The sequence below is a fragment of the Devosia sp. A449 genome (assembly GCF_054489375.1).
The window spans coordinates 37,125-56,598 of record NZ_JBTMWU010000007.1 but is presented as its reverse complement, the minus strand read 5'-3'; the positions used below and the strand labels follow the sequence as shown (position 1 = coordinate 56,598).

The window sequence follows — 19,474 nt, the reverse complement described above, 5'->3', positions numbered from 1 at the left end:
ACCGGGGTTTAGACGCTCACGGTCTGGAAATGCTCGGCGAGGAAATCGATGAAGACGCGGGCTTTCACCGGCAGATGTTTGTTGGGCGAATAAACGGCGTAAACTGCGTTTTCAAACGAAGTGAAGCTGATCCGGTAATCGGGCAAAACGCGGATCAGAGTGCCATCGGCCAACTCGTTGGCAACCGCCCAATCGGGCATAAGCGAGAGGCCGAGGCCTTCCATCATGGCGATGTGCAGCGCCGGGCCGCAATTGGTGCACATGTTGCCTTTGACCGGCACTTCAGTGAGGGCGTTGTCCTTGCCAAGGAAGCGCCAGGTGACGCCGCCGAGGTTGATCTTATAGGTCAGGCAATTGTGGGCGAGCAGATCTTCCGGCGCGGTAATGGCAGGGCGATTGGCGAGATAGCGCGGCGTGGCGCAGAGAATGCGTTCGCTGGTGACGAGCTTGCGGGCAATGAGGGAGGAGTCCGCGAGCTGGCCAATGCGGATATCGACGTCGATATTGCTCTCGATAATGTCGACGTCATCATTGGAGAGGGTAAGATCGACATTGATGTCAGGGAAGCGTTCGAGGAAGGCTGGCAGGGCGGGCGCGATGTAGCGCAGGCCGACGAGCATGCGCGAATGCACATGCAGCACGCCTTGCGGCAGGACGTGTTCCTGCGTCACTTCCTTATGGGTTTCACGCACGTCGGTGAGAATTCGTTCGGCGCGCTGATAGAACACCGTGCCCATATCGCTGAGCGAGAGTTTGCGGCTGGTGCGATTGAGGAGGCGGACGCCCATGCGGTCTTCGAGCGCATTGATATAGCGCGAGACCGAAGCGGGAGAGAGACCGATGCGACGTCCAGCGGCGGAGAAATTGCCTTCCTGAACCACGGTGACGAAGAGCTCCATATCCCGAAGGCTGGGCAGGTCTTCGATCCGCCGCCGATCATAGGTCGGAGATGGGCTTCCTCGGGGTTCAGTCATCACTGCTCCTCCACATGCGACGGTTTGGCCGCCTTCTAGCAGCGAGGGGCGTGCCGAGCAACGATCTAGCACACCAAGAAACTCAGGGTTCTTAATGGCTTGAAAGCGATATTTGGGGCGAAACGCTCCCTAATGACATTCGGTTGGTCCCAGCAATCGGTGCAAAGCTATCCACTCGCGGCAAACGTTCCACTCGCGGCAAACGTTCTTCGCAGATTATGCAAAAATCATCCGCGTGCAAACGGGTTAGACCATGGTCAGTTTGTGCAAGTGCCGAGAAGACCATGACCAAAATCCACTACTCCGCAAGTGCTGTGGCGATGTCCGCTGCCGTTAAACTGGACCGTGCCGGGCCAATCGCGCTGGTTTACATCGACAACCCGCCTGTGAACGCCAGCTCCGTCGCCGTGCGCCAGGGGCTGATGGCGGCGCTCGAAGCCATTGATGCTGACCGCGCGATTTCCGGCGTGGTTATCGTTGGCGCTGGGAACAGCTTTATTGCCGGATCCGACATCAAGGAATTTGGCAAGGCGCTGCCGCCGCCCGAGCTACCGGCCGTGCTGAGCGCGATTGAAGCCTGCCATGCGCCGGTGATCGCGGCAATTCATGGGGTGGCCTTGGGCGGCGGGTATGAGCTGGCGCTCGCCTGCGACTGGCGCATTGCCGTTGCCGGTGCAGTCGTCGGACTGCCAGAAGTGGGCCTGGGGATGATCCCCGGCGCGGGCGGAACGCAGCGTCTGCCGCGCCTCGTCGGCCTGCCACATGGCATTGAACTCGTCACCTCAGCGCGACGGGTCCCTGCCCCGGAAGCAGCAAGGCTCGGCATGGTCGACGCCCTGGCGGAAGCGGATCTCATTGGTGACGCGATTGCGTTTCTTGGCGGCAAGGGCAAGCGGCTTGCGGCGCAGCTGGTGCCGCCGGCTGCCAGTGCCGAAGCGATTGAAGCAGCCGCGGCTGCAGCGCTCAAAAAGGGTCGTGGACGCGAATGCGTCGGCGAAGCAATTCGGGCGGTGCGGTTGATTGAAACCACCCCAGTCGCAGAAGCGCTGGAAATCGAGCGGAGTATTTTCCAGCGGCTGCGCGTCGGCGAAGAAGCCAGTGCGCTACGCTATAACTTCTTCGGCGAACGCGCCGCCGCCAAGCCACCGGTTGAGGCCAAGGCGCTCGGCTTTGCCAAGACCGGCGTTGTCGGCGCGGGCACGATGGGCGCGGGTATTGCCACCGTGCTCTTGGTCGCAGGGCTCGACGTGGTGCTGGTCGATAGCAATGAAGCGGTGCTGGCGCAGGCGGTTGAGACCATCACCACAGCGCTGGGCGAGATTGAAAAGCTGGGCAAGCTCGGCACATCGAGCGCGGCCGAACGATTGAAGCTCCTGACGCCGAGCCAGGAGATTGCCGATCTCGAACCTGCCGACCTTGTCATTGAAGCTGTGTTTGAAGACATCGGCGTCAAGACCGGAGTGATGGCGCAACTTGCCAAGGTGATGCGCGCTGACGCCGTGCTCGCCACCAATACCTCTTATCTCGACATTGAAGTGTTGGCGTGCGCCTTGGGGCGGCCAGAGCAATTCCTGGGGCTGCATTTCTTTGCGCCGGTGCCGCGCATGAAGCTTCTGGAAATCGTTCAATGCGAGGGCACGTCGCCGAAAGTGCTGGCGACGGGCTTCGCGTTGGCTAAGGCGATCGGTAAATTGCCGGTGCTGGCGCGTCCCTGCGAAGGCTTTATCGGCAATCGCATCTACGCCAAATATCGCGCGCAGTGCGAATACGCGCTCGACGAGGGAGCGCTGCCGCAGGATGTGGACGCCGCCGCGACCAAGCTCGGATTCGCGATGGGGCTCTTTGCGGTGTCCGATATTTCGGGGCTCGATATTGCCTGGCGCCTGCGCCAGAGCAAGGCGGCCGGCCGCGACCGGCAGGAGCGCTATGTCGCCCTGCCCGATCAGGTGTGTGAACTGGGTCGCCTTGGCCGCAAGACCAATGCGGGCTGGTACGATTATGACGAAAAGAGCAAGCCCGTGCCCTCGCCCGTCGTCACGAATCTCATTGTCGCCAATGCGACCAAGCATGGTCGTGCCGCGCCGGATGCCGGCGCCATTGGCGCAGCCATTATGGGTGCCATCGTCAATGAAGCGGCGCTCATCGTTGCTGAGGGCATCGCCCGCTCGGCATCGGACATCGATGTGGCACTGACCAATGGCTATGGCTTTGCCAAGGGCAAGGGCGGTCCGCTGTTCCAGGCGTCGCGCCTGGATCAGGCCAAGGTTGAAGCCATGGTCGATCTGGCGGCAAAGAATATGGGCTTCGGTTTCAAGCGCGGCGACACGTCCGCCCTGTTGGCGCCGCTGCGTCAGGGCTGAAACAAAAATGCCCCGGAGACCGGGGCATTTTCTGACTACTGCAATGCCGGGGTACAACCTCGGCATTTTTGTTAAGCGCGGCGCGCGGCGGCGGCATCCATCAATGGCGGAATGGTGGTGGTGCAGGTGTGGATGGCAATGGCGCTGGTGAGCTGGAGCACATCGGCAATCTCTTGCGGGGTCGCGCCATGCTTGAGGGCCAAGGCGATGTGGCGGTTGAGACCCTTGGGCGCGGGGCCGACCGGGGAGGCGCAGACGGCGATGCGGATGAACTCTTTGACTTTTCGCGGCAGCGGGCCGTCACGATAAGGGATTTCGGCATAGCGCAGGAAGGCGTCGATGAAACCGGGCGCATAGGTGAAGAGCGCGTCCCCGCCCTCGGGCCAATAGCCAGTGAGGGCTTCAAAGCTCTGCTTGCGGGCCTGTTGCTCGGCGGTGAGGGTCACATCGGGCGCTAGCCCGGCGGCGGTCATTTGCCCGACAAGGGCGCTCATACCGGCTTCCATGGTCATGTGCGAGGACAGTGTGGTCAGCTGGATAACCTCGAGCACTTCGGCTTCGGTCGCGCCCTTATCCAGCGCCATTTCGATGTGGCGGGCCGCGCCGCTGGCGTAGAGATGGCTCACCGCCCCATCGGCCGCAATATAGATGAACTCGCAGACTTTGGGCTCGATATTGGCGGAGACAGCGGGAGCGTTCTGGAATGCCAAATAGGCCGCCAGATAGTCGGGCGCCATGTCCATCAGACCATCATGGAATTTGTGCCAATAGCCACGGAGGCGGAGCACATCGTCTTTGAGCTGCTGGCGCGCAGTTTCTTCCATTTTTGCATCTCTTGGCGTTTGGGCGCGGACGAGCGTCGGCCCAGGAGGGGGAAAAGATAGGGCGAACAAAAAAGGGTGGGCATTTTCTGGAACCCGAGTCCGAAAATGCCCACCCTTCGCTTGCAGCGTTGATCGTTCAGTCCGTCGTATCCACGGGTACGTCGCTGGAGGCTTTGCGAATGCCGCGACGCAGCATGGGAAGGCCCGCTGTCGCCACCAACGTGATGACGCTGAAGGCAATGAAGCTGGCCGAGACCGGCGTCGAGACGAAAATATCAAATGTCCCGCGCGACAGCAGCAGAGCGCGACGCATGTTTTCTTCGATCATTGGCCCGAGGATAAAACCAAGCAGCAGCGGGGCAGCCGGATAGCGACCGAGGATCATGAACACGCCGACGACGCCAAAGCCGATGACGAGAAAAATGTCGAAGACATTGTTCCGGATCGAGAAGACGCCGACGCAGATGAAGAACAGCATCGCCACATACAGCGCGTCATAGGGGATTTTGAGAATGCGCACGAAGACGCCGATGAACGGCAGATTGAGCACCAGCAGCATGAGGTTGCCGATCCAGAAGCTGGCGATCAGGCCCCAGAACAGCTCCGGGTGCTGATTGACCAGGCCGGGACCGGGCGAAATGCCGTGGATCATCAGCGCGCCGAGCATCACCGCCATCACCGCGTCGCCGGGAATGCCGAGGCTGAGGGTGGGGATGAAGGCCGACTGCACGGCGGCGTTATTGGCCGCTTCCGGGGACGCAATACCGGCCATGGCGCCCTTGCCGAAAATGCCTGGTGTCTTGGAGACGCGTTTCTCGGTGGCGTAGGCGATGAACGACGCGATGGTCGCGCCGGTGCCCGGCAGAATGCCCAGAACAGTGCCAATCAGCGTGCCGCGCACGGTCGGCATGGTGCTTTCCTTGACATCCTTCTTGGTCGGGATCAGCGACCGCAGGGTTACGGAATGGACGTTGAAGGGGCTGCCGTCGCTGCGCATCAGATTGACGAGAATTTCGGCGACGCCGAAGAGACCCATGGCGATGGCGACGATGCTGAGCCCATCCGAGAGTTCGTTCATGCCGAACTGGAAGCGCTGCACGCCGGTGTTCATGTCCATGCCGACCGTGCCGAGCGCAACGCCGGCGACAACCATGGCAAGGCCCTTGAGCATCGAGCCGCCCGAAAGGGTTGAAGCGGCGATGAGGCCGAAGATCATGATGGCGGTGTATTCGGGGGCGCCAAAGGCCAGCGCCACATCGGCCAGCATCGGGCCCATGAACATCAGCACCAGAATGGCAAAGGAGCCGCCGACGAAGGAGGAGAGCGTGGTAACGGCGAGCGCGACACCGGCACGGCCCTGCTTGGCCAGCGGATAGCCATCAAGGCAGGTGATGGCATTGGTGGCGGTGCCCGGAATGTTGAGCAGGATCGAGGCAATCGAGCCGCCGTATTGAGCACCATAGAACACGCCCGCGAGCATGATGATGGCGGTCGTCGGCTCCATGTAGAAAGTGAGCGGCAGCAGCATCGAAATGGTCGAGAGCGCACCGATCCCGGGCAAGAGCCCCACAACGGTGCCGAGCGCCACGCCGACCAGACAGGACAGCAGGTTATTCCACTCAAAAGCGGTCGCAAACCCGAGCTGGATCGCTGAAAGATAATCCATCGTCTAATTCTCCCAGCTTACCAAGGGAAGGCACGCATCGGCATGCCCAAACCGTAGATGAACAACACCAGACCCAGCAGCGGCAGCAGCACGACGGTGATCGCGATGCGCTTGAGATTGGGTTTGGGATAGGCGAAGGCCGCCAGCAGAGCCATCGCCACGGTGGCGATGACCAGGCCGGTGGGGCGCAACAGGAGGGCCCAGGCAAAGAGGCCGGCGAAGATGAAAAACGCGGGCCTGAGGTTGAGCTTGCCGCCTTCTTTGGATTGCCCGGCGTCAGGCGCTTTCCAGAAAATGAGACCGCCGAGGAATGCCAGCATGAGGCCGGCGACGACGGGGAAGAAGCCCGGGCCCATTTTGCTGACGGTGCCGAAGGGATAGGACAGCGCTTGCGCAGCAGCGGCAAGGCCAATCAACAGAAGTACCAGTCCCCCGATCCTTTCGGACCAGGAGGAGACTTTATCCGCGCTCACTATGCGTCTCCCATCTTGCTCGCAACAGGGTGCGAGCGAATCCTCTCGCCCCTTGAGGGACGTTTTTTCATTTGCAGCATTTCGACGAAATCAAAAAACTGCACTTCGCTGAGCATGTTCTTTGCAGTTTTTGCAAAGCATCCTCGTCGCGACTTTGATGGCGGCTATCTAATTGAAGAAAAAGCATTTTTCTAATCAATTCTGGCCGCACCCTGACGGGTCCAAATCAAACCTGCCAAAGCGCCGACGGTATGCTGGTGGCAAGAGAGCTGGTTGCGCCTGGCATCTCGGCCCGGCGCTTGGCTTGCGTCCTTAGGCGGTGACGACCATGGCTGAGCCAACGGTGAGCTTTTTGGCCTTTTCGTCTTCGCACCAGACGTCGAGCGTATAGACGGATTTGCCAGCTTCGTTGACGACAATCGTGTTCACCTTGGCACAGGCGATAACGGTCATGTTTTCGTAGATTGGGGCGATGTATTTGGTGGTCAAACGGCTGCGGCAGGCGAATTGCGGGCCAAAGACGTCGACCAGCAGGCCCTGAATCCAATTTGTCGAAATCATACCGTCAGCGATGATGCCCGGAAGACCCTGTGATCTGGCGTAGTCATCATCATCATGGATGGTTGGTGGCTGGGTGTGGATGCGACCGTCGTCAGCGCCGATGGTCGGCTGGCCGTCGACATACCAGCGCATGCGTTCGCGGGTCATGGCGCGCGGGCGGGTGCGGAATTCGGTGCCGGCTTCAAGAGATAGGGTCATTGCGGTGCTCCTTAAGCCGAGGCTTCAGAGTTCTGGGCGAAGGCCAGGATCACCTGGTCTCGGTAGCGAACCAGCAGTTCGCCGGTTTCGGCATTGGACAGTTCCATCTCCAGCAGCACGTATTCGCGGCCCTTCTTGAGATAGCGGTCCTTGATGCGGCCGATGACGCTGAGTTTGTCGCCAACGCGGGCCGGAGCAAACACTTCGGCGTCATATTCATAGTGGATGCGCGCGGTCGGGCCGGTACCGGCGGGGCAAGCGGCATTGTAAAGGCGCAGCTTGTCGAGGTGGATCAGCGTCGGGGGCATGACCAGATCGTCAGCGCCCTGGAAGCACTCATGGTGCATTTCGACGATGTGGGAATATTCGCGGATGACGAAGGAGCTCAGCGTGTATTCGCAAGGACCGAGCACGTCGCCCAAGTCCAGATCGGTAACATATCGACCGGTAGTCATGTCGACCTCTGTGTAAGTTAGGAGTGAGGGGTGGAGGCGCCCAATGCAGGGGCCCAGGAAAAGACGTCGGTGATGACGTCGAGCTTGGTTTGGAACGGCGCCCAGGCTTGGGGCAGGTTTTCATCGAACCACTGCGCGCTCCAACCGTCGCCATTGCGAAGGTCGCGGCAGGGTTTGAGGTGGCTATAGAGATAGAGCTCATTGCCGCGCGCCGACGATTTGACCGTTGAGCTCGCGCGCCGCATCGCTACCGAGAAAAGCGATGACCGGGGCCATGTTTTCCGGCATGGAGGCCAGCCGCGCGCGACGTAGTTTTTCGAGCGCGTCGGGCGTCATCAGATGCTTGCGGGCATTGTCCGTCAGCTCGGTCATCCGGCTGGTGCTGGAAGGGGCGATGCAATTTGAGCGGATGCCCAGCGGGCCGAGATCGCGCGCCAGGGCGTGAGAGAGCCCAACAATACCCAATTTGGCGGCGGCGTAGTTGGCCTGTTGCGTGCTGCCGATCAGGCCGCTGGCCGAGGACATGTGCACGTAAGCGCCGCGTCCTTGTGCCACGAAGATCTTGGCGGCGGCATGGCTGAGATAGACCGCGCCCATAAGATTGGTTGCCAGCACGGCCTGCCAATTGGCCTCGGACATCTCGTCAAAAGCACCCATCCGGATGATGCCGGCATTGTTGATGATGATGTCGAGCTGGCCGAATTCGTCGAGCGCTTGCTCGACCATGGCAGGCGCGGAGGCGCGCTCGGTGACGCTCATGGTGTTGGCGACCGCAATGCCGCCAGCGGCACGGATGGCGTCGACCACGACGTCGGCCGCGTTCGAGCCCGATTGATCCCCGGAGAGGGTGACGCCGAGGTCATTGACGATGACGCGGGCGCCCAGCGCGGCCATGTGCTCACAGACGGCGCGCCCGATGCCACCACCACCGCCGGTGACAATGACAACCTTGCCTACGAGGCTTGATGCGGGTGCGCTCATGCGTTGGCTCCGCGCGATAGTCCTGGGAGATCGTCGGCCCAGTCTCGGACCTGTTCGGCAAGCGCATCTTCGCTCCACGGGCCATCGCTATGGGCGACGCGCACCGGGCGTGATTGCGCAAAAAGCTGAACGCGATTGGCGCTGATCGAGGCAACCTGGCCGGAAATGGTGTTGCCGCGCTCGCCGCAGAAATGGCGGACCAGACTAACCAGAGCTTCGATGTCGGCTTTGGTGGGCGCCAGGGCGACGACATTGGAGCGCACACGAGATTTGAGATCGAGCGCGATGCCGCGCGAGAGCCCGGCTGTGGCGTGGCTCGCAATCATCGCTCCGCCGGTCCCAAAGGCACCGGGCATGCCGAACGCGTCAACGAGGTGGACGACGCAAACGCTCTGACCATCTTCGAGCCGCTGGGCGACGGCCTGAGCCAACTGGAACCGAGTGGTCAACTCGGCGTCTTCTGCGCCAATCCAGCGGTCGAGATCGAGCTGATCAAACCGGGCCTGCTGGTAGGCGGCAGGCAGCGTGATGAGCGCGTCGGGAAACCAATTTTCGGGGAAAGTCAGCGCGGCCACGTCGGACGGCGCAACCCGAATTTCAACGCCTGCCGCCGCAAGGCAGTCAGCAAGGATCGACCACGGCCCTTCGGGGGCCGCTCCGATTAGAATTCGCAATTTGGGGGACATGTTCTTCTGCCTGCAAAGCGAGGGCGCTCACGCCCTCGCTGGGAAATGAAGATTAGTCGATGGTCAGGCCAGTTTCGGCCAGAGCTTTCCAGCCAGCAATATCGGCGCCGAGGGTCGTGTCAGCGTCGGAAGGACTGCTGCCGGTGCCGGTCATGCCGACGGCCACGAGGCGTTCGGCGATGGTTGGGTCAGCCACCGCGGTCGCAATCGCGGCGCTCAGCTTTTCGACGATCGCATCCGGGGTTGCCTTGGGCACGAAGGCCCCGACCCAGATGGTGATGGTGGCGTCAGGGAAGCCCGCTTCAGCAATGGTGGGGACATCCGGCAGAGCAGCCCAACGTTCCGGCGAGGTCACGGCCAGGGCCTTGAGCTTGCCTTCGTTGATCAGCGCGGTTGCGGTCAAGGTATCGAATACGACCTGCACTTCGTTAGCCATCAGGCCAATCTGCGATGGGCCACCGCCGGCATAAGGAATGTGGACCATGTCGATGCCGGTTGCGGCCTGGAAGCGTTCGCCAATCAAATGGCCCGAACCGCCAACGCCAGCCGAACCCATATTGAGTACACCCGGGTTCGCTTTGGCGTATTCAACGAGTTCTGCAACGGTGTCGACTGGCAAAGTCGGGTTGACGACCAGCACGAAGGGACCGCCAGCGACGATGGAAACGGCGCGCAGGTCTCCTGTAGTGTCGTAAGACAGGTTCTGATTGAAGCCAGCGTGGATGCCGATAGCCGAGGTGTGGAACAGCACGGTCTGCCCATCCGCGTCGGACTTGGCAACGAATTCAGTGCCGATGACGCCAGACGCGCCCGGCTTGTTTTCGACGACAAAAGGCTGGCCGAGCTGTTCGCTCAGCGACTGACCGACAAGGCGGGCAGCGGCATCGGTCGAACCACCGGGATTGTAGGGCACAACGATGGTGACAGGGCGCTGCGGATATTGAGCTGCATCCTGTGCGACGGCACTGCCCATGAGCAGCATGCTGGCGGCTACGATGGACGCAGAAATACGGAAAGACATAGTGCCTCCTCATGGAATGCCATTAACATTCCTCCTGAACCTATTGGTTCGGGCGGGGAAGCCTCAACGGCGAAAAACCTGCAAACATCTTCAAGGATTTTGCAAAGTCCGGCCGGTGTGCAGAGGACAATCCCTCAAAACATGAGAGCCTCCACCGGGGTAGGTGGAGGCTCTCATCTGGCTCGGTCTATTGGACCGGAATACCAGCCTTTTCAATCACATCGGCCCATTTGGCGCGATCACCGGTGATCTTTTCCTGCAGCACTTCCGGGGTCATGCGCACGAGGGTGATGCCGAGATCATTGAGACGCTTTTCGAGCTCTGGCGAGCTGACAGCTTCCTCGTGCGCGGCCCGGAGACGTTCAAGCACGTCTGCCGGCGTGCCGGTGGGGGCGACGAAATAATTCACCGCAGTGGCAGAGAAGCCCGGCACCTCGTCAGCGATTGCCACGACTTCGGGGACCAGAGGGTCGGCCGCAAGGCTCGACACGCCGAGGGCACGCAATTCGCCGGTGCGGACATAGGCGAGCATCGACGTCATGGAATCAATGGAGTAGTCGACGCGACCGGCGATGACGTCCGGCAGAGATTCGCCCGTGCCCTTATAGGGAATGTGCTCGACGTCGATGTCTGTCATCAGCTTGAACAGCTCGGAGGCCATATGGGAGCTCGAGCCGACGCCGGGGCTGGCATAGGCCATGTCGCCGGGCGCGGCTTTGGCCGCAGCGACGACGTCGGCGATCGACTGGAAGGGAGAGTTTGCCGGCACAACCAGAAGGTTGGGCGAGTCAAAAATGGTGCCCAGGATTTCGAACGCGTTGTCCGGATCATAGGGCAGTTCTTTTTGCAGCAGCGGGCCGATGATCTGGGTCGCCGGGGTTGCCATCAGCAGGGTGTAGCCATCGGGCGTGGCATTGGCGCCCGCAGCAGCGCCGACCGAGCCACCGGCGCCGGCGATGTTTTCGACCATAACGTTCTGGCCGAGAGCCTTGGACAATTCAGGCGCGTAAATACGCGCCACGGTGTCCGAGCCACCACCGGCAGCGAAGGGAACGATCAGCTTCAGCGGGCGATCCGGGAATTGGGCGTAGGCCAGTGTAGGCAAGGTAAACACCGAAGCCAGACCCAGAACTTTGAGCATTTTCAACATGACGAGCAATCCTCCTCACTAGTCAATAAGAGCAAGTCCGGAACGACTAGCGCATATTTGCCGATGGCTTTTTTCCATAATCCGCAAAGCAGGTTCTTGGGTTTAGCCGTTGCTATGGGAAAGCCAGAAGTCTGACAAAGACGGGAAAAACCGGCGCTCCAAACCGGACGTCACGGAGGACCTCGTGCGCGAACTTAAACGTGAGCTGATAACAGCATTGCTGTTCATCGGCCTTGGGCTCGCCTATGGCGGCTGGGCCTATTTCCACTATGACCTGGGCACATTGCGCCGGATCGGCCCTGGCATGTTTCCGGTGGGGCTGGGCGCCATTTTGTGCGCCATCGGCGTGTTCATCGCCCTGCCCGTCATCCAATATCTGATGAAAAACCCGAGCGGCGAGACAGTCCTGTTAGCGGTTGCGGACGAAGGTGAGGCGGACGCGAGCGAAGAACCCAACACGCTGCGTGCGGGCATTTTCGTGCTCTTGAGCCTTGTCGCTTTCGCTCTCGTGCTGCCGCTGTTCGGCGCCGTCCCCGCGCTCTTCGCGCTGGTTTACACCGCAGTTCTGGCGGAGCCCGGCCGCGATTGGCGGCTCACGCCGGCCCTGATTGCCGGTGTGCTGTCACTGTTTGTCTGGGGGCTGTTCAAGCTGACGCTCAACCTTCCGCTGATCATGTTCAAGGGACCGTTCTGATGGATCTCGTCACCAATATCGGCATCGGCCTGGGCACGGCTCTGTCAGCAACAAACCTCTTTTACTGCACGCTCGGCGTCGTCATCGGCATGATTGTCGGCGTCATTCCCGGTGTCGGCACCATGGCTTCGATGGCCATGCTGTTCCCCCTGTCCTTCTATATGGCGCCCGAAACGGCACTGATCATGCTGGCCGGGATTTGGTACGGCACCGGCTATGGTGGGCGCACCGCCTCGATTCTGCTCAACATCCCCGGCACGCCCGCCAATGCTGTGACGTGTCTCGATGGCTACCCAATGGCCCGACAGGGCCGCGCTGGGGTGGCGCTGCTGCTCACCACTATCGCTTCCTTTGTCGGCGGCACGGTGGGCATTGTGCTGCTGATGGGCTTTTCGCCCATTATCGCGCGCTGGGCCCTGGCTTTTGGTCCGGCCGAATACTTCTCTTTGATGGCGCTGGGCCTCATCGCCGCTTCGGCCATTTCTGATGGTTCGGCCCTCAAGGGGCTGGCCATGGTGGTGGCCGGCATCATCTTCGGTACTGTCGGAGCCGACGTTTACACCGGCACGCCGCTCTATACCTTCGGCATTCTCGAACTCTACGAAGGCATCGGCCTAGTGCCGCTGGCCATGGGCCTGTTTGGCATTGCCGAGGTGATCTCCAGCATTGGCCGGATCAAATCAGGCGATATCGACAAATCCTCGGCCAGTTTCAAAGCCATGAAGCCGACGCGGGACGATCTGCGGCGCTCATGGTTCCCGATGCTGCGCGGCTCGTCGGTGGGGGCCTTCTTCGGCACCCTGCCCGGCACCGGCCCGTCGGTTGCGTCCTTCCTCTCCTATGCGCTGGAAAAGCGCATCTCGAAAACGCCGGAGCGGTTCGGCAAGGGGGCTGTCGAAGGTATTATGGCCCCGGAGTCGGCTGACAATTCCGCCGAGATGACCTCGTTCATCCCGACGCTTGCCCTCGGCGTTCCTGGCAGCGCCTCAATGGCGCTGATGCTGGGTGTGTTGATGATCCACGGCATTCAGCCCGGCCCCTCGCTGATCAACGATCAGCCGCAGGTGTTCTGGGGCTTGATCATGAGTTTCTGGATCGGCAACATCATCCTCGTCTTCCTCAACATCCCGCTGATCGGGGTGTGGGTGCGGATGCTGATGATCCCCTATCACCTGCTCTATCCCGCTATTCTCGCCTTCGTCGCCATCGGTACCTACACGGTCAATAGCTCGGTTTTCGACATCGGTGTCGTGCTGTTTTTCGGCGTGCTGGGATGGCTGTTGCGGGTGTTGAAACTGCCCGCTGCGCCACTCTTGCTCGGCTTCGTGCTGGGCCCGCTGATGGAGGAGCACTTTCGCCGCGCCCTGCTGTTTTCCAAAGGCAGTTTCGGCACGTTCTATGACAGCCCCATCACCAAGGTTGTCATGACGCTGAGCGCGATCCTGCTGGTCTGGAGCATCGCTTCGGCCTTCCGCGCCCGCACGAAAGCCAAGGCTGCCCCCGCCGTGGCAACGCCAACCCAGTCTCAAATTGGACAGTAAAATGAGCTATCAATTCTACACCGTCGACATCGCCGACCACATCGCGACCGTCACCATCAACCGTCCACCGGTGAATGCGCAGAACGGTCCCATGCGCGAAGAGCTGATCACCATTTTCGAGATACTGGGGGAGTCGGACGCGGTTCGGGTCATCATTCTGACCGCAAGCGGTAAGGTGTTTTCGGCCGGGGCGGACATCAAGGAACGCGTCGGCATCAGCACTGGGGCGGGCGACTACGCCCGCAACAATCGCATCGTGCGCAATTTCTTTGATGCGGTTGCCGATTGTCCCAAGCCGGTGATCGCCGCCGTCAATGGCCCAATGATCGGAGCGGGCTTTGTGCTGGCGCTGAGCTGCGATCTGATCGTCGCCTCCGAAACTGCCAATTTCCAGATGCCGGAAGTCAATGTCGGGCTGGCAGGGGGCGCTGCGTTCATCAACGAACACTTTGGCCGCTCGCGCGCCCGCGCGATGTATTTCACCGGCCGCAGCTATCCCGCTTCGGAACTCTATCGCCTCGGCATTGCCGAAGCTGTGGTACCCGGGGAGCAACTGATGGAAGAAGCTTTGGTCTATGCGCGGGAAATCGCTGCCAAAAGCCCGCTGGCCGTACAGGCGGCCAAGCAGGCCTTTATCAATGTCAAAGAGATGCCGGTACGCGACGCCTATCGCTATGAACAAACGCTGACCGTCAGTCTCTCGAAAACCGAAGACGCCAAGGAAGCCCAACGCGCATTCGTGGAAAAACGTCCCGCCGCGTTCAGTGGCCGCTAGCGTGACGGATCAGACAGCTGTCCGCTTATCACGCCGTGCATCGGTAAAGCGGACAGTCTGCAACGGCCACCAAGCTTCGCGGTGACCTAATCCAGGGCATTGTCCAATGGCCAGATGGGGCGACGCAGACGCTGGCCGCACGCGGGCACGATGTCTCGCTGGCCACCATCAGTCAGGCCCTCGGCATGCCCAAAACCTCGGCTTTCCGCTATCTGCGCACGCTGGTCGAGGCGGGGTTTGTCGACCACGATCCGATCACCGATCGCTATGGTAGCGGCGCTCGGTTTCGCGCCATGGCGCAGGCAGGCGCCGCGCTGCAGACCTTGCGCCAGCATGCGCGCCCGGCAATGCTGGCCTTGCTGCCAGAATTCAAGGAAACCATCAATCTCGCCGTCAAAGACGGGGTCAGCGCCGTTTATGTCGAGCAAGTCGAATCTCCTCGCAGTGCCGGGATGCGGGCCCGGATCGGGGACGCTCGCCCCCTGCATTCCACCGCCTTGGGCAAGGCCATGCTAGCATTCGTGCCCGACGTAGAACTGGCCCACTATCTCGACCAGCCCCTCATAGAGCGCACCGGGCGAACCCTGAACAATGCTGCGGAACTGCGCTCACAGCTGCGCCGCGTGAGGCGTGATGGCTATGCCACCGAAAAGGGCGAAAACGAGGACGGCGCCACCTGCATTGGCGTGCCCTTGTTCGACCATGTTGGATATCCCATCGCGGCCCTCAGCATTTCGGCGCCCGCCAACCGCATGCCACCGAGCACCATCATCAAAGCCGCCAACCTGCTGCTGGAAGCGGCCCGGACACTGATGGGCCGTTAGTCATGACGCAAGGGCGATCCGGTGCCAATTTCGGGCACCTACGCCATAAAGATCACGAGGCGATTCAGGAGGAAGTCGTCGGGCCGTGTGTATTTCCATTTTGCGCCCCAAGTCACTTGTTGAGGTCGCCACGGTCGCTCGCCAGAAGCCGACGCCGCCTGACTGTCGCCCAGGTGCATTTCGCCGCCCCCAACAGTGTCGCCGCAGTTTGACCTGCGGCGACACGTCGATAAACCTTGCCTAGGCGGATTGCTGTTCTGACAGCGCGCGCGAATTGCGGAATTTCTTCAGCAGGGGCAGCAGCAGGATGATCAGCGTGCACAACAGCAAGGTGACCGCTATCGGACTACCGAGGAAGATGCCGAAATCGCCGCGCGAGGTGATGAGGCTGCGCCGCATGCCCAGTTCCAGCATCGGTCCGATAACGACGCCTAGAATGAGCGGCACGGATGGATATCTGAGCTTGGCCATCACGTAGCCCAGCACGCCGAAACCGGCCATCACCAGCAGATCATCGAGGCTCAGATTGATGCCGTAGATGCCATAGACGACAATGCCGATGACCAGCGCGAACAGCAGTCCGCGCGACACGAAGACCGCTGCGGCCAGCAGGGGCACCAGCAGAATGGTGATGAAGACCAGGACAAGATTGCCGATATAGAAGGTGCCAAACAGCGTCCAGACGAACTCCGGCTGCTGCTCGAACAGCCTAGGCCCGGGCTGCAAGCCCAGCATCAACAGGCCGGCCATCATCACCGCGGTTGTCGCCGAGCCGGGAATACCCAACGTGAAAAGCGTCACCATATTGCCGTAGGAGGCACTGTTGTTTGCCGCCTCGGGAGCGGCCACGCCTTCAATGGCGCCCGAGCCGAATTTCTCCGGCTCCTTCGACATTTTTTTGGCGACGCCATAGGCCATCATGGTCGCCGCCGTCGCGCCGGCACCCGGCAGCACGCCGACAACGAAGCCGATCAGCGAGCCAGTCAACAGCGCCATACGGCATTTGATAAAATCGGCCCAGCGCGGCATCATCGAGCGATAGCTGTAGCTCGCCATATCGACGCGGCTCGTTGGCCCTTCCTCCAGCGCCAGGAACATCTGGCCAAGCCCAAACATGCCCACTGCGATCAGGGAAAAATCAATGCCCTCCAGCAAAATCGCTGTACCGTAGGTAAAGCGCGGCCCGCCCATAATCTGGTCGAGCCCCATGGTGCCGACCCACAGGCCGAACCCCAGCGCAGTGAAACTCTTGACCCTGTCGTCCGTACCCAGCACCGTGACCAGCGACAGGGACATGATCATCAGGGCGGTCATTTCCACCGGCCCGAACATCAGCGCATAGCGCGAGAAGATCTGTGCCATGAGCGTCAGCCCGATCAGGCCGATGAGACCGCCGACGAAGGACGCATAAACCGACATGCCCAGCGCCTGCCCAGCCTTGCCCTGCTTGGCCATCGGGTAGCCGTCGATGACAGTCATTACCGACGGCGCATCGCCGGGAATCCCCAGCAGGATCGAGGTCACTGCTCCCCCGAACATGGCGCCGTAATAGACGCCCGCCAGCATGGCTAGCGCCAGCACTGGCTCGAACCCCACGGCAATGGGCAGCATGATGGCCACGCCGGCCGTTGGACCAAGACCGGGAAGCGCCCCGATCAGCAGTCCGACCAGCGCTCCGATCAGGATAGCAAGCAGCATCATCGGATCGGTCGCTGCCGTCCAGATGCCGCCGCCTAGAAGTGTGAAGGTTTCCAACAATGCTCTCCTGAAATTAGAAGCCGAACGGGCCGTAGATCAGCGGCAGCCGGATGACCTGGCCGAACAGGACATGACAGATGACCGCCGTGGCCGCAGACGCCAGAACCAGACGAATGTAGAAGGCGCGATCGCGTCGTTCCGCCTCCTGGGTGAGCAGGCCGATAACGACCATCAGCAGGAACGCCGCAATGCTGAGCCCAAGCAGCGGCGCGACAAAGACGAAGGCGACGATCGACAGGGTCGACAGGGCGATGATCCCCAGCACGATGGGAGCAATCACCCCGCCGATATTTCTGCCCGGCTGGACGAACGAGCGAACCAGAATTGTTATGGCCAGCCCCAGTACCAGGGTGCCAGCGAGCAACGGAAACAGGCCTGGTCCTGGAACATTGTTACGGTAGAGGCCCAGGCCCAGCGATGTCATCACGACATGCAGGCCGAGCAGCACCAACAGGCCGGCAAAGGCGCGATCGAGCGAGACAATTTTCATGTCGTGCTTCCTGACTGGAAAATAGAAAACGGTGCCGGATTGCCGGCACCGTTGCGCGTTACTGAATGATGCCGAGGGCAGTCATGAGTTCAGTGTATTCGGCATTACGATGATCCATTTCTGCCTGGAATTCATCGCCGACCAGTACGAAGGGTACGGCATTGAACCGATCGAGATACTGGGCCTTCCATTCCGGGCTGGCGGCAGCCTGCTGGATGATATCGGCCCAGTAGTCCACCGCGTCCTGTGGCACGTCTTTGGGCATGACGAAGCCGCGCAGCTGGGTCTGCACCACGTCATAGCCAAGCTCGATAAAGGTCGGGACATCATCAAACCCCGGCACGCGCTCTGGTGAGCTGGCGGCAATCGGGCGGACTTCGCCGGCCGCAATCAGTTCCAGAATTTCACTGGGATTGCCGAACTGGACTTCGATATGCCCACCAAGCAGCGCCGCTGTGACCTCGCCGTCACCACCGAAAGGCACGATGTCGACTTCAATGCCGAGCTCCTGCTGCAACTTCTGCGCCAGCAAGGCTGGGTCGGCCACGATGCCGGTGGTGCCCGAAATCATGCGGCCTGATGCGACAACATCCGCCAGGCTTTGAATGGGCGAGGCTGCGGCGACGACCATGATGTAGGGATCGACCGAAATCGACGCGAGGGGCGTGAAGTCCTGATAGGTCACCGGCGACTCGCCCATCAGCGGCGTAGTGAAATAGCTGACCCCGATATTCGCCCACAGATGGGCGTCACCCTTGCGATTCGCTGCGTAGGAATACCCCACCGATCCACTGCCGCCGCTGCGGTTTTCGACCAGGAAATTCGCTGAGGTGAGGCCGAGCTCATCGATCACCCCGGTCAGGATTCGGGTGACCGTATCGCTGCCGCCGCCGGCAGAACTGGTTACGACAACGGTCACGTCCCGGTCCGGCTCGAATGCGCCGGCGCCCATTACCGGCATCGCCGAAACGGCCAATGCGGTCGTCGTCAGCAGCGCCCTGCGGCGCAAAATCGCAAGTGTCGACATCTTCTCTCCCTCTACCTTAAATCTGGTTCAAAACCGGGATTAAAAGGTCCAAAGTGGCTCCTCCACTCCAAAGCCCGGCTGTAAGCACGACATGAAAAGCATAAGGCACTCAGAATTGTCAACACTATTTAATGCCTAGAAAAGTCCCCACAAACACAGATACTCGGCGACAATCCGGCTGAATCCTCCAAAATTTTGAGCAATTCGGCCACCATCCCTTTGAGCGTCCGCATTATTGTTGACAATTTTTCGACGGCCATTTTATATGTCGACAATTCGGTGAGGTCTCGCAATGAACACCACGGTAATTTTTGAAGATGGCGAAGAGGCCGGCGCCGCCTCGCTGGCGGAGCACGTCTACCGCGACCTGGAAACGATGATCATTGAGGGCCGCCTTGGGCCGGGCGATCGCATCAACGAGAAGCAGCTCGCTGAGCAGCGTGGAACCAGCCGAGGCCCGGTGCGCGAAGCCTGCCGTCGGCTTGAGGAGGCGGGGCTGGTCGAATTCAAGGTCAATCGCGGCTTCTTCGTTCGCGTGCTCGACCTGTCAGACGTGCTGGAGATCTACGATGTGCGCGCCGCCCTGTTCGCCCAGGCCGGCCGCATTCTGGCCCGGCGCATCACGGCGTCACAGATCGCATTACTCCAGACGCTGCAGGACGAAATGGAAGCGGCAGTCGAGGCCGAAGACGCCGACAAATTCTACCTGTTCAACCGCCAATTCCACTCACGCATCATGGAATTTACCGGCAACCGGCATCTTGCCGACATCTACGAGAACCTCGACCGCGAACTTCATATCTGGCGCAAGCGCGCCCTCATCCTTGATGGCAATGTGCGCGCCTCGGCGGCCGAGCACGTCCAGATTTTGGAAGAATTCCGCAATGGCAACCCAACGCGCCTAGCGCGGATCCTGCGCGACCACAGCCTGGCCGGCCGCAACCGGCTGCTGCGCACCATGCCCGAACGCATCGCTGAAACAGACACCGTCTGGGACGACGACTGAAACGCCTGCC

General features: G+C 60.9%; 19 protein-coding genes. 6 read left to right on the top strand and 13 right to left on the bottom strand.

What is annotated here, in order from left to right:
- Nucleotides 1-8 precede the first annotated feature (8 nt).
- Nucleotides 9-974, bottom strand: a complete 966-nt coding sequence (locus tag ACX3OW_RS17480; RefSeq protein WP_459097083.1) for a LysR family transcriptional regulator — start codon at nucleotides 972-974, stop codon at nucleotides 9-11.
- 284 nt (nucleotides 975-1,258) lie between these two features.
- Between ACX3OW_RS17480 and ACX3OW_RS17475 the strand changes: the two genes are divergently transcribed.
- Nucleotides 1,259-3,334, top strand: a complete 2,076-nt coding sequence (locus ACX3OW_RS17475; protein ID WP_459097082.1) for a 3-hydroxyacyl-CoA dehydrogenase NAD-binding domain-containing protein — start codon at nucleotides 1,259-1,261, stop codon at nucleotides 3,332-3,334.
- Nucleotides 3,335-3,405: 71 nt separating this feature from the next.
- Here ACX3OW_RS17475 and ACX3OW_RS17470 read toward each other — a convergent pair whose 3' ends face one another.
- From ACX3OW_RS17470 to ACX3OW_RS17430, 9 genes are all read right to left on the bottom strand, one after another.
- Nucleotides 3,406-4,158, bottom strand: coding sequence for a carboxymuconolactone decarboxylase family protein (locus ACX3OW_RS17470; protein ID WP_459097081.1), 753 nt, complete (start codon nucleotides 4,156-4,158; stop codon nucleotides 3,406-3,408).
- Nucleotides 4,159-4,294: 136 nt separating this feature from the next.
- Nucleotides 4,295-5,824 (bottom strand): tripartite tricarboxylate transporter permease, encoded by a 1,530-nt coding sequence (locus tag ACX3OW_RS17465; RefSeq protein ID WP_459097080.1) that lies wholly within the window; start codon nucleotides 5,822-5,824, stop codon nucleotides 4,295-4,297.
- A gap of 17 nt (nucleotides 5,825-5,841) precedes the next feature.
- Entirely contained in the window at nucleotides 5,842-6,297 is a 456-nt protein-coding gene (locus tag ACX3OW_RS17460; protein WP_459097079.1) for a tripartite tricarboxylate transporter TctB family protein, read from the bottom strand.
- Between the two features lie 312 nt (nucleotides 6,298-6,609).
- Complete coding sequence (locus tag ACX3OW_RS17455) at nucleotides 6,610-7,056, bottom strand: MaoC family dehydratase (protein WP_459097078.1); 447 nt, start codon at nucleotides 7,054-7,056, stop codon at nucleotides 6,610-6,612.
- A gap of 11 nt (nucleotides 7,057-7,067) precedes the next feature.
- A complete protein-coding gene (locus ACX3OW_RS17450; protein WP_459097077.1) occupies nucleotides 7,068-7,511 on the bottom strand; it encodes a hypothetical protein in 444 nt (147 codons plus the stop codon).
- 198 nt (nucleotides 7,512-7,709) lie between these two features.
- Complete coding sequence (locus ACX3OW_RS17445) at nucleotides 7,710-8,492, bottom strand: SDR family NAD(P)-dependent oxidoreductase (RefSeq protein WP_459097076.1); 783 nt, start codon at nucleotides 8,490-8,492, stop codon at nucleotides 7,710-7,712.
- Complete coding sequence (locus tag ACX3OW_RS17440; protein ID WP_459097075.1) at nucleotides 8,489-9,178, bottom strand: Rossmann-fold NAD(P)-binding domain-containing protein; 690 nt, start codon at nucleotides 9,176-9,178, stop codon at nucleotides 8,489-8,491. The genes ACX3OW_RS17445 and ACX3OW_RS17440 overlap by 4 nt, the downstream gene beginning before the upstream one ends.
- Before the next feature lie 52 nt (nucleotides 9,179-9,230).
- A complete protein-coding gene (locus tag ACX3OW_RS17435; RefSeq protein WP_459097074.1) occupies nucleotides 9,231-10,199 on the bottom strand; it encodes a Bug family tripartite tricarboxylate transporter substrate binding protein in 969 nt (322 codons plus the stop codon).
- 187 nt (nucleotides 10,200-10,386) lie between these two features.
- Nucleotides 10,387-11,349 (bottom strand): Bug family tripartite tricarboxylate transporter substrate binding protein, encoded by a 963-nt coding sequence (locus ACX3OW_RS17430; protein WP_459097073.1) that lies wholly within the window; start codon nucleotides 11,347-11,349, stop codon nucleotides 10,387-10,389.
- Nucleotides 11,350-11,458: 109 nt separating this feature from the next.
- Between ACX3OW_RS17430 and ACX3OW_RS17425 the strand changes: the two genes are divergently transcribed.
- From ACX3OW_RS17425 to ACX3OW_RS17410, 4 genes are all read left to right on the top strand, one after another.
- Entirely contained in the window at nucleotides 11,459-12,043 is a 585-nt protein-coding gene (locus ACX3OW_RS17425) for a tripartite tricarboxylate transporter TctB family protein (protein WP_459097072.1), read from the top strand.
- A complete protein-coding gene (locus tag ACX3OW_RS17420; protein ID WP_459097071.1) occupies nucleotides 12,043-13,584 on the top strand; it encodes a tripartite tricarboxylate transporter permease in 1,542 nt (513 codons plus the stop codon). The genes ACX3OW_RS17425 and ACX3OW_RS17420 overlap by 1 nt, the downstream gene beginning before the upstream one ends.
- 1 nt (nucleotide 13,585) lies before the next feature.
- A complete protein-coding gene (locus tag ACX3OW_RS17415) occupies nucleotides 13,586-14,359 on the top strand; it encodes an enoyl-CoA hydratase/isomerase family protein (protein WP_459097070.1) in 774 nt (257 codons plus the stop codon).
- A gap of 89 nt (nucleotides 14,360-14,448) precedes the next feature.
- Nucleotides 14,449-15,183 (top strand): IclR family transcriptional regulator, encoded by a 735-nt coding sequence (locus tag ACX3OW_RS17410; RefSeq protein ID WP_459097208.1) that lies wholly within the window; start codon nucleotides 14,449-14,451, stop codon nucleotides 15,181-15,183.
- A 240-nt stretch (nucleotides 15,184-15,423) separates the two neighbouring features.
- Here the strand turns inward: ACX3OW_RS17410 and ACX3OW_RS17405 are convergent, their stop codons facing one another.
- Genes ACX3OW_RS17405 through ACX3OW_RS17395 form a run of 3 tightly spaced genes read right to left on the bottom strand, consistent with a single transcriptional unit; the run spans nucleotide 15,424 to nucleotide 18,458 of the window.
- Nucleotides 15,424-16,938, bottom strand: coding sequence for a tripartite tricarboxylate transporter permease (locus tag ACX3OW_RS17405; protein WP_459097069.1), 1,515 nt, complete (start codon nucleotides 16,936-16,938; stop codon nucleotides 15,424-15,426).
- 16 nt (nucleotides 16,939-16,954) lie between these two features.
- Nucleotides 16,955-17,431 (bottom strand): tripartite tricarboxylate transporter TctB family protein, encoded by a 477-nt coding sequence (locus tag ACX3OW_RS17400; protein WP_459097068.1) that lies wholly within the window; start codon nucleotides 17,429-17,431, stop codon nucleotides 16,955-16,957.
- A gap of 58 nt (nucleotides 17,432-17,489) precedes the next feature.
- Entirely contained in the window at nucleotides 17,490-18,458 is a 969-nt protein-coding gene (locus tag ACX3OW_RS17395) for a Bug family tripartite tricarboxylate transporter substrate binding protein (protein WP_459097067.1), read from the bottom strand.
- Nucleotides 18,459-18,750: 292 nt separating this feature from the next.
- Here ACX3OW_RS17395 and ACX3OW_RS17390 point away from each other — a divergent pair, with 292 nt between their 5' ends.
- Nucleotides 18,751-19,464 carry an FCD domain-containing protein gene (locus ACX3OW_RS17390; protein WP_459097066.1) on the top strand — a complete coding sequence of 238 codons (714 nt, stop codon included), beginning with the start codon at nucleotides 18,751-18,753 and terminating at the stop codon, nucleotides 19,462-19,464.
- The last annotated feature ends 10 nt before the right edge of the window (nucleotides 19,465-19,474 follow it).

What these genes read in the sequence shown, in the direction of transcription:
- ACX3OW_RS17480 (WP_459097083.1), bottom strand. Translation starts at nt 974, where the DNA reads ATGACTGAACCCCGAGGAAGCCCATCTCCGACCTATGATCGGCGGCGG.
- ACX3OW_RS17475 (WP_459097082.1), top strand. Translation starts at nt 1,259, where the DNA reads ATGACCAAAATCCACTACTCCGCAAGTGCTGTGGCGATGTCCGCTGCC.
- ACX3OW_RS17470 (WP_459097081.1), bottom strand. Translation starts at nt 4,158, where the DNA reads ATGGAAGAAACTGCGCGCCAGCAGCTCAAAGACGATGTGCTCCGCCTC.
- ACX3OW_RS17465 (WP_459097080.1), bottom strand. Translation starts at nt 5,824, where the DNA reads ATGGATTATCTTTCAGCGATCCAGCTCGGGTTTGCGACCGCTTTTGAG.
- ACX3OW_RS17455 (WP_459097078.1), bottom strand. Translation starts at nt 7,056, where the DNA reads ATGACCCTATCTCTTGAAGCCGGCACCGAATTCCGCACCCGCCCGCGC.
- ACX3OW_RS17450 (WP_459097077.1), bottom strand. Translation starts at nt 7,511, where the DNA reads ATGACTACCGGTCGATATGTTACCGATCTGGACTTGGGCGACGTGCTC.
- ACX3OW_RS17445 (WP_459097076.1), bottom strand. Translation starts at nt 8,492, where the DNA reads ATGAGCGCACCCGCATCAAGCCTCGTAGGCAAGGTTGTCATTGTCACC.
- ACX3OW_RS17440 (WP_459097075.1), bottom strand. Translation starts at nt 9,178, where the DNA reads ATGTCCCCCAAATTGCGAATTCTAATCGGAGCGGCCCCCGAAGGGCCG.
- ACX3OW_RS17435 (WP_459097074.1), bottom strand. Translation starts at nt 10,199, where the DNA reads ATGTCTTTCCGTATTTCTGCGTCCATCGTAGCCGCCAGCATGCTGCTC.
- ACX3OW_RS17430 (WP_459097073.1), bottom strand. Translation starts at nt 11,349, where the DNA reads ATGTTGAAAATGCTCAAAGTTCTGGGTCTGGCTTCGGTGTTTACCTTG.
- ACX3OW_RS17420 (WP_459097071.1), top strand. Translation starts at nt 12,043, where the DNA reads ATGGATCTCGTCACCAATATCGGCATCGGCCTGGGCACGGCTCTGTCA.
- ACX3OW_RS17415 (WP_459097070.1), top strand. Translation starts at nt 13,586, where the DNA reads ATGAGCTATCAATTCTACACCGTCGACATCGCCGACCACATCGCGACC.
- ACX3OW_RS17400 (WP_459097068.1), bottom strand. Translation starts at nt 17,431, where the DNA reads ATGAAAATTGTCTCGCTCGATCGCGCCTTTGCCGGCCTGTTGGTGCTG.
- ACX3OW_RS17395 (WP_459097067.1), bottom strand. Translation starts at nt 18,458, where the DNA reads ATGTCGACACTTGCGATTTTGCGCCGCAGGGCGCTGCTGACGACGACC.
- ACX3OW_RS17390 (WP_459097066.1), top strand. Translation starts at nt 18,751, where the DNA reads ATGAACACCACGGTAATTTTTGAAGATGGCGAAGAGGCCGGCGCCGCC.